This window comes from Bacteriovorax sp. Seq25_V (assembly GCF_000447795.1).
Taxonomy (GTDB): domain Bacteria; phylum Bdellovibrionota; class Bacteriovoracia; order Bacteriovoracales; family Bacteriovoracaceae; genus Halobacteriovorax_A.
The window spans coordinates 183,228-191,029 of sequence record NZ_AUNI01000010.1 but is presented as its reverse complement, the minus strand read 5'-3'; the positions used below and the strand labels follow the sequence as shown (position 1 = coordinate 191,029).

Here is a 7,802-nt window from a genome sequence, read left to right as displayed (position 1 = left end):
TTTAACTGGAGCAGTTTATATTAGTTATGACCTCTTAACCAACTATTATAATCAGACTCTGAATCGAATAGCTCTGGCCTGATATAAGCTTTGTCATAGTCTTTGTCGATTCCTGTGATCTCTTGAACCTCGTCATACTTAGTATTAGTAATTAGGTTAAACACCCTTTGAGTCTCAAATAGGCTTTTGTGCTCTACTTCATTACCATTATAGAAAATCTTTACTGGATAGAAATAGTCATCCGCTTTTGTTGCTCTTAGAGCTACCTGATCTGGTGAAATTGACTGCCCACCAATAACCGTTTTCGATGTTTCCCAAACCAGCTCTTTTTTATCATATGTAATATAAGCTAACTCTGAGCAAACAATAACGTCTTCTGTATTTGCGTCGAAATTAAAGTCATAATTTTTACCAATTTGATTAAGAGCATTTTTCATATATTTCAAACGTTCTTCTTTAGTAAAACATTTTCCATCATTAAATCTTTCTTCGCAGTAATTTGGTCTTAGAATTGCCATATCATCAATTTCAAGAAAATGTTCCATTGTATTAAGTTCTACTCCAGGTCTCAACGCTTCAATAATATGATGGCCATTCATGATCATAATCTTAAACCAATTATTCTTTGTATATGTCGGATCAGCTTTTGCAAAAGCTCTTAACTCAGGCTTCTTTAAAATCATATGATCAATGACTTCAATAATATTCTCTTTATAGTCATCATCACCTTTAATCTTAATAGCCATTTGAGTTTCATAGATTGTATCAAGGTTATCTTTTCTTCCATCAGTTAGGTCATAGTCTTCTTGAACCCATAACTTATGTTCTTGTAGCTCTTCCTTAGTTCCAAGCCATACAGCTACGTGACCCCAATGACCAGGAATGAACTTATCTGTTGCTCTAAATGGAGTTTTCTCAACAAGCATATCAAGTGCTCTCATTTCAGAAACTAATTTATCAAATCTCTCTGGATCACGCTCTTTAAGATCATGAAGCTTTCCTCTTCTTGCCACAAAAAGGTCAGATCCTACAAAGTTACCAAATGTCTTACTTAAACCATAAGTTCTATTCGAAAACCATTTCTTTAAGGCATCTCTACTCTTCTCCCCCCATAGAATTTTCTCAAATTTTCTCTTTTCTCTTTCGTTTTCACCAATTAAATACTTATATGTGAATGAATTAGTAATTGCATCGTTCAATTTCTTATCCATTTCTTGCTCTTCTTTCGAACCAAGTCTTGAACAAGCAAGCTCATCCTTATTCTCTTCACACTCAATCTTTGCCTTAGCTAGTAGTCTTTGTTCTTCGTGAAAAATATCAATTGCACGTTGTGTTTTTTTCGAATTTAAATATTTATTATAATTATAAAATTCATCTTTAACGACCTTGTCAGCATGCAGAGATTTAGCGTGCCCAGGAACATCGAGAAGCATTGCATCTCTCAGATGCTTATCTTCCATAAACTGACCAAGGGCAAACTCATAAAAATCAAGAAGGTTTACTGATGCAGCTAGAGAAGTTTTAATATCTCTTGTTATAATTCGCCCTTCCTTCGAGATAGGATTAAAAGTTATCCTATGATATCTTTCAGTTGCATCTTTTAATTTGCGAGCTTTTTTAATTTCAACAGACTCTCTATTCTCATCTAATACAAAACGATCATTGAACCCTGTCCCCATTTCATCGATTAAGAATAAACCATCTCGAAGAGTAGTATTAATCTCATTTCTCGTTAGAGCATAAATGTACATATTTTTATGTAATTCTTTAACAAGATCAGATCTTATCTGACCATTATTAGAATTTTGAGATTGTTTAATATCTTTATATAGTTGTTTAAAAGTTTCAGCATTACTATCTACACGCTGATTCATTCTCCTAATTCCAAGATAAAGATTAGAAATTCTATCAGCTTGATGCTCTAGCCTTGCAGGAATAAGTTCTTCTCTCTCCTCTGCATCTGCATTAAAATATTTATTTGATGAAATATTAGCTTTTACGATTCTAAGAATTTGATTGGTATTTAAACCTCTATCTGCAAGGTCAATAACCCACTCATACGCGAGAGCACGACGATCAATATTTTTAATATTTTTTTCGTCTCCCATAATATGCTTGAGAATTATTGTTGCTTCTTCTCTATCTTTTTCAGTCTTAATAATGTCATACTTTTTTTCAAAAAGTTTCACTAGTCCATTTACCTGACGATTAATTCTTCGCGCCTCTTGCCTTTCTGTATTCGAGCTATACCCATAACTTGGAACCTGAGAAAGTAGTGTGTAAACTGTAAACAATAGTAATTTAGACTTCATACTGACCTCTTTAATGATTTAGTTAATTATGTCATCTAAGGCCTGCCTCTTGGGAGTTCTTGTAAATTTTAACAATACTGTCTATTTAGTTTACACTTTTTGCCCTAAATGCAGCAATAATTACAATAACTTAAGTATTTTAGACATCTTCTATCTTTATACATATTATTAGATAATGAAAAAAATTAACAAAAAGCGCGTCGCTTTCAAATTTGGTCTACTCATACTGAGCCTCTTTGTCTGGTACATAATGTATCAAGGAATGATGGGTAAATAAGGACTTATATGGCCGAGCAAATTACAATTATCTCTTACTATATGAACGAAGTTGCAAGTGTAGTTGAGCTAGATAATGGCACTTGGAAGTATATTAGGCTTCCAAATAATGTTTATGATCTTTCATTAAAAGATAGTCGAACAGAAATTATCAATGGAAACGAAATTAATGTCCGTGTTTTTGAAAATGCAGAACTTCGCTTCGATAAAGATTTTGCAAAGTTCCAGCATTTAGATAGTGGTCATATTTTAATGAATAGTGATGTAAATTCTGTTCCTGCTGAAATTAAAGCAATGCTAAAATAGCAAGGATTACTGAGCCAACCCCCATCAGTATCAATGTAATTTTCATATCTCTTTTAATTGTGAGTGCAAGCCAAACTCCAGAAATAAGAATAAGGATTAGACCGACACCTAGTATTTTCTCCACTAACTTTAATAAGCCTGGGCCATGGCCTTTATGAATTTCAATAATCTTTCTTAAAAAACTTGGCGTAACTTTCTTCACAATGATCTGATTGTCTTGCTTTTCAAAAGAATAATAATCTCTTGTTGTAGGTCTCGTAAAAAAGCCATTTGGTGATTTCTTTGTGTATTCATATGAATATTCAGGATCAATTCTTTTTAATTCATTTTCAATTAGAGATTCTGTCACAGGCGATTCCGACTCTACTGTCTCAACGACCTTCTCAGTTACAGAACCTTTGAAATTCATTAGATATGCAGTTCCTGTAAATGCCATGAGTAATATAAAAGGTGTAAAAATAGCTGATAGATATAAGTGGATTTTAATAAGTGTAGCTCTTTTCATTATGGTCCCTAGTTTACCAAAAGTTAACAATTCTTCTATTTACATATTTTATGTATAAAGACATGATAATGTAAATCAAAGGAATGTAATGAATTGGTACTTAATATTTTTTTCGTGGTTAGTTGCGACAATAGCAACCCTTGGAAGTTTATTCTTCAGTGAGATCATGGGATTTCCCCCATGTGTACTTTGTTGGTATCAACGTATTTGTATGTATCCATTGTCACTAATTTTTCTAGTCGGATTATTCCCACTAAAAAAAGATGTATTTAGATTTACAGCACCTCTAGTATTTACAGGTTGGGTAATCGCAATCTATCACAACTTACTTTATTACAAAATATTACCAGAGAGTGCAGCACCTTGCTCACAAGGAATATCATGCACAACTAGCTATATTAGTTGGTTTGGTTTTATAACAATTCCATTTTTATCATTAATTGCATTTTCAGCAATTGGCGTATTAATTATTACTTTCTATAGGAACTATCATGAAAAAAGATAAACTACTCGTATCCGTCTCTGTAGCTGCATTAGTTATAGGTTTTTCCCTTCTCGCATGGATGTACAAGGACAAAAAACAAAATGAAATGGAAAAAGTACTCAATGAAAAAGAAACATTTTTAATTAAAAATCATTCTCCATCACTCGGGCCTCAAAATGCTAAAGTGACAATCGTAGAATTCATGGACCCTGAATGTGAAAGCTGTAGAGCCTTCTATCCATTTGTTAAAGATATTATGAAAGAAAATGAGGGGAAAATTCGTTTAGTTATTCGCTATGCTCTCTTTCACGGAAATAGTAAGTTTGCTGCAACAATACTCGAGGCAACGAGATTTCAAAATAAGTACTTCGAAACATTAGAGTACTTTTTTGAGCAGCAACCAAACTGGGGATCACACCATAACCCACGTCCAGAATTACTTTGGGATTACCTCCCAAAAATTGGTATTGATATGATGAAACTTAATAAGGATATTGAAAATCCAGTAATTGCCAAAAATATTGCTGCCGATATTGTTGATGGACAGCTTTTAGGAATCAGACAAACTCCTACTTTCTTCATTAATGGTCAGCCTTTAAAAGAGTTTGGCTACCAGCAATTAAAAGATGCAATAAATAGAGAGCTTCAAAAATAAGTAATTTCTTCTTTAATAATTAAAATATCAGACAATACTTCAAATTCAAATTCGTGCTGTGGATTAAATTCCACAGTACAATCTTCACCATAGATTACTTTTTCACCATTTCGTCTAGCCTCAAAGCTTCCTTTTAAAACTTGAATTTTTTTTGACTCTGCTGGCAATGCGAGAATTTTTTCCACACATCCTTTAACTTTAACAATTAGCATAGAATGATATTTATTCTCTTCTTCTGGATGCAAGAGGATTCGTGCTCTCTTAAGCTCGTGCCTTGCGGCCTGCTTCTTTAGGAAATCAATGTAAGGATCATCAATGGCACACATGGATCTCAGGCGATAAGCAGGACTGCGAGAATTTAGAACTTCTATTAGATTATTCAAAGTATAAAAACTCCACATCACCAGTGTATTTGTTTCTATCAAATATGTATCTCCAATCATCGGGAGAAAGAAATATTTTACATGTCAGGGCCCAGCATTGAAGATTAAATAACTCATTAGAATTTCTATAACTTTCAACGGTCAAGAGACTTGTCTTTCCAATTCTTTCAATACTAGTGATGGCCTGATCTAACTTTCTAAGAGACAAGTTATGTAATGTCATTGTTGATATAACGAGATCAAATTCATTATCAGAGAAACCTTCGAGGGCGTCCTCATCTCCGAATTTTATGAATTCTTTAATTTCTGCTTTTGAGTTTTTAATCGCATAATCTGAAATATCAAGACCTAAAATTTGGCACTTGGTGATATTATAAATTTCAAAGAGAAGGTAACCTTTTCCACAGCCAAAATCGAGAACTTTCGACTTTGATGTTAGTCCGTATCTCTTAACGATCTCTTCAGCAATTTGCCGGTATCTGCCATCGTAATGATAGCCTCCATAGCCAGTGGACCTGTCGCCATCCCAATATTCTTCATCATACTTACTAGCGATATTCATACTATGAATTTTATTATTGCTCATTCTTTCAAGATAGTTTCTCTTTGTTGAAGTATGATTAGTATTAAATAAATGTATCAAATTCATTTCACCACTCGATTTATAACCTGACAAATTTCTATAATATGTTCTTCCTCAAGATACTGATGAAGGGGAAGCGTACATAATTTGTTTTTAACTTCATCGATATATTTAGTATCACGCTTACAAGATTGATAAACACTAATATCTGGCATTATAGGAACATGTAATCTTTTTGTTTCGACATCCGATTGATTTAAGGCCAATTCAATTTCATTTCTTTTTGATGATAAAATATTAACACAGTACGGAGTAAAATCATGATCTCTTCCAACCAAAGTAACTTCACTTGGCAAATACTTTTTATATAAGTTCCAAATCTTCAAAACTTTCGCTGATTTTTCATCTTGATATTTCAACATTGTATTCAAGAATCTTGCTTGTAAATTGTCTCCCCGGTAATTTGCGCCAGTTGAGATAACTTCTTTATTAGAATTGACCCCACTATATAAATGATCTCTAATCGCATTTTTATGATTAGTAATAATTAATCCCGCCTCTCCAAGTGCTCCCATAATCTTCATGGGGTTCAAACTGAAGCAACCGTAATCACCTAGAGTTCCTAGTTTATATTTTTGATACTTATTCCCAAAAGCTTGTGCACAATCCTCTATAACTTTTATCCCATGCTTCTTTGCAACCTGAAGAACACCCTCCATTTCACAAGCAACTCCGCCAAAATGTACGGGAATGACGGCTTTTGTTTTAGCTGTGATCATTTTTTTAAAAGACAAAACATCAATAACTAAATCTTGATTAACATCACAGAATACAGGCAACGCGCCAAGCTTAGCAATTACGTGTGCTGTCGCGACCCATGACATTGCAGGCAAAATGACTTCATCACCTACACCGACTCCAAGTTCTTTTAACGCCAGAAGTAGGGCACTAGTCCCAGAATTTGTGTAAATAGCATCCTTAATATCAAACAATTCTCTTATACTAAATTCGAACTCACTGACTGCCTTGCCATTAATATAGACCCCATCATCAAATGAGTCCCTTAAGTTCTCGATTAACTCAAACCTAAGCTCATTATTTAATATTCTTAAATCTTGAAATTTAATCCTCAACTCTAAACCCTATTAGTTATTTGCATGATATGAAGATCTTCTTTAAAACCTAGCAAAGAATTTTCATTCAAAGTTATATCTTCTACACAAAATATGATTGTCATCCCCTCAAGTACGCGCTCATAAAGATTTGAGAGAACTTCTAAGTTATCTTTGGGAAGCATCTCGAGGCTATAAAAATAGATTTTTTTAATCTTCTTGTCTGCTAAAAGTTCTTTTAGGACTGGATAACAGTTTTGTGTTTTTATCTCTGTTTTTGGCAAAGGATAGGTTTCTTCAATGCGACTTAAGTACTCACGTAGAATTATATTCTGTACTCGATGCGGAACAAAATATCTCATATCCTCTTTTGAAGTCATATATGTAACATAATCACACATCGAATTTTATCCCTAGCTCTGAAGCAACACTAAATTGAACTTTTCTAAAGTAACTTCCAAGCTCTTTACTCCCATATGGAGTAAAAATATTTTTTATTCTTGTATTTAAACTTACTCTTGTAAACTCTTCTTCATTTATCTTATTTCCATGAAGGAGGTTGTGACTAAAAATTACAATTTGACCTGGCTTAACACTCAATTCGATCATGTCCGCTTTCACGTATTCAAAAACTTCGGCTAAGGACTTGGTTTTTAATAAATTACTTTTATAAACTTCAAGAGATCGTTCAAGAGGTAAGATATACATTGCTGCGCTCTTATCTGCTCTCGTCAAGGGATGCCAAATAACTAATTCATAAGGGGAATTACCAACTAGTGAATCTGCATGCATTGGCAGTACTGAACTTTCATCATGAGGTAGCTGTATCGATAGGCCGGAAGCTCTTTGTATTGCTAAATCAGTCCCTACGAGTTGAACCAGCAAGCTCATGAACTCCTTTAAAAGTAAATTTGAATAAAAATCATCCTTAACTAAAGAAGAAATTATTTTTAGACGAATCTCATTTAGGTCCTGCAATGAGATCTTTTCATGTAACCTTTCAATTGAGCTTAAATCAATATCGAGCTTCTCAAGCGAGTCAGCGATTGCCCGAGTGATTCGCTCGTGTTTTTGCCCCTCCAACTGAACTACAACAAACCCATTAGTTCTAATGGATTGAATTATATGTTGTACTTCACTTTCGCCTACAACTTTCACTTAAGTTACTTCCTGATTTCTTGTGTTT

The 7,802-nt window shown here is 33.7% G+C and carries 10 protein-coding genes; 3 read left to right on the top strand and 7 right to left on the bottom strand.

Annotated elements, in window-relative coordinates; genetic code table 11:
• Window positions 1–20: 20 nt before the first annotated feature.
• Entirely contained in the window at window positions 21–2,312 is a 2,292-nt protein-coding gene (locus tag M900_RS05020) for a YiiX/YebB-like N1pC/P60 family cysteine hydrolase (RefSeq protein WP_021273676.1), read from the bottom strand.
• Between the two features lie 285 nt (window positions 2,313–2,597).
• On the opposite strand from M900_RS05020, the gene M900_RS05015 reads away from it, so the two are divergent.
• Entirely contained in the window at window positions 2,598–2,894 is a 297-nt protein-coding gene (locus tag M900_RS05015; RefSeq protein WP_021273605.1) for a hypothetical protein, read from the top strand.
• Here M900_RS05015 and M900_RS05010 read toward each other — a convergent pair.
• Window positions 2,875–3,399, bottom strand: a complete 525-nt coding sequence (locus M900_RS05010) for a PepSY-associated TM helix domain-containing protein (RefSeq protein WP_034731380.1) — start codon at window positions 3,397–3,399, stop codon at window positions 2,875–2,877. The two genes, M900_RS05015 and M900_RS05010, sit on opposite strands and share 20 nt — an antisense overlap.
• Window positions 3,400–3,487: 88 nt before the next feature.
• Here M900_RS05010 and M900_RS05005 point away from each other — a divergent pair, with 88 nt between their 5' ends.
• Window positions 3,488–3,904, top strand: a complete 417-nt coding sequence (locus M900_RS05005) for a disulfide bond formation protein B (protein ID WP_021273732.1) — start codon at window positions 3,488–3,490, stop codon at window positions 3,902–3,904.
• The gene (locus M900_RS05000; protein ID WP_021273753.1) at window positions 3,891–4,538 is read left to right on the top strand and encodes a thioredoxin domain-containing protein; all 648 of its coding nucleotides are present in this window, start codon (window positions 3,891–3,893) and stop codon (window positions 4,536–4,538) included. Before M900_RS05005 ends, M900_RS05000 begins: the two co-directional genes overlap by 14 nt.
• Here the strand turns inward: M900_RS05000 and M900_RS04995 are convergent.
• Genes M900_RS04995 through M900_RS04975 form a run of 5 tightly spaced genes read right to left on the bottom strand, consistent with a single transcriptional unit; the run spans window position 4,529 to window position 7,774 of the window.
• The gene (locus M900_RS04995) at window positions 4,529–4,921 is read right to left on the bottom strand and encodes a hypothetical protein (protein ID WP_157680547.1); all 393 of its coding nucleotides are present in this window, start codon (window positions 4,919–4,921) and stop codon (window positions 4,529–4,531) included. The two genes, M900_RS05000 and M900_RS04995, sit on opposite strands and share 10 nt — an antisense overlap.
• The gene (locus M900_RS04990; RefSeq protein WP_021273620.1) at window positions 4,914–5,570 is read right to left on the bottom strand and encodes a class I SAM-dependent methyltransferase; all 657 of its coding nucleotides are present in this window, start codon (window positions 5,568–5,570) and stop codon (window positions 4,914–4,916) included. The genes M900_RS04995 and M900_RS04990 overlap by 8 nt, the downstream gene beginning before the upstream one ends.
• Window positions 5,567–6,637, bottom strand: a complete 1,071-nt coding sequence (locus M900_RS04985) for a DegT/DnrJ/EryC1/StrS aminotransferase family protein (RefSeq protein ID WP_021273701.1) — start codon at window positions 6,635–6,637, stop codon at window positions 5,567–5,569. Before M900_RS04985 ends, M900_RS04990 begins: the two co-directional genes overlap by 4 nt.
• 2 nt (window positions 6,638–6,639) lie before the next feature.
• Window positions 6,640–6,996 (bottom strand): LIC12192 family sporadic carbohydrate cluster protein, encoded by a 357-nt coding sequence (locus M900_RS16970; RefSeq protein WP_198295945.1) that lies wholly within the window; start codon window positions 6,994–6,996, stop codon window positions 6,640–6,642.
• 13 nt (window positions 6,997–7,009) lie between these two features.
• Complete coding sequence (locus tag M900_RS04975) at window positions 7,010–7,774, bottom strand: sporadic carbohydrate cluster 2OG-Fe(II) oxygenase (protein WP_021273746.1); 765 nt, start codon at window positions 7,772–7,774, stop codon at window positions 7,010–7,012.
• Window positions 7,775–7,802 lie beyond the last annotated feature (28 nt).

Excerpts from the sequence above, each read along its gene's own strand:
- M900_RS05020 (WP_021273676.1), bottom strand. The coding sequence starts at position 2,312 with ATGAAGTCTAAATTACTATTGTTTACAGTTTACACACTACTTTCTCAG.
- M900_RS05015 (WP_021273605.1), top strand. The coding sequence starts at position 2,598 with ATGGCCGAGCAAATTACAATTATCTCTTACTATATGAACGAAGTTGCA.
- M900_RS05010 (WP_034731380.1), bottom strand. The coding sequence starts at position 3,399 with ATGAAAAGAGCTACACTTATTAAAATCCACTTATATCTATCAGCTATT.
- M900_RS05005 (WP_021273732.1), top strand. The coding sequence starts at position 3,488 with ATGAATTGGTACTTAATATTTTTTTCGTGGTTAGTTGCGACAATAGCA.
- M900_RS05000 (WP_021273753.1), top strand. The coding sequence starts at position 3,891 with ATGAAAAAAGATAAACTACTCGTATCCGTCTCTGTAGCTGCATTAGTT.
- M900_RS04990 (WP_021273620.1), bottom strand. The coding sequence starts at position 5,570 with ATGAATTTGATACATTTATTTAATACTAATCATACTTCAACAAAGAGA.
- M900_RS16970 (WP_198295945.1), bottom strand. The coding sequence starts at position 6,996 with ATGACTTCAAAAGAGGATATGAGATATTTTGTTCCGCATCGAGTACAG.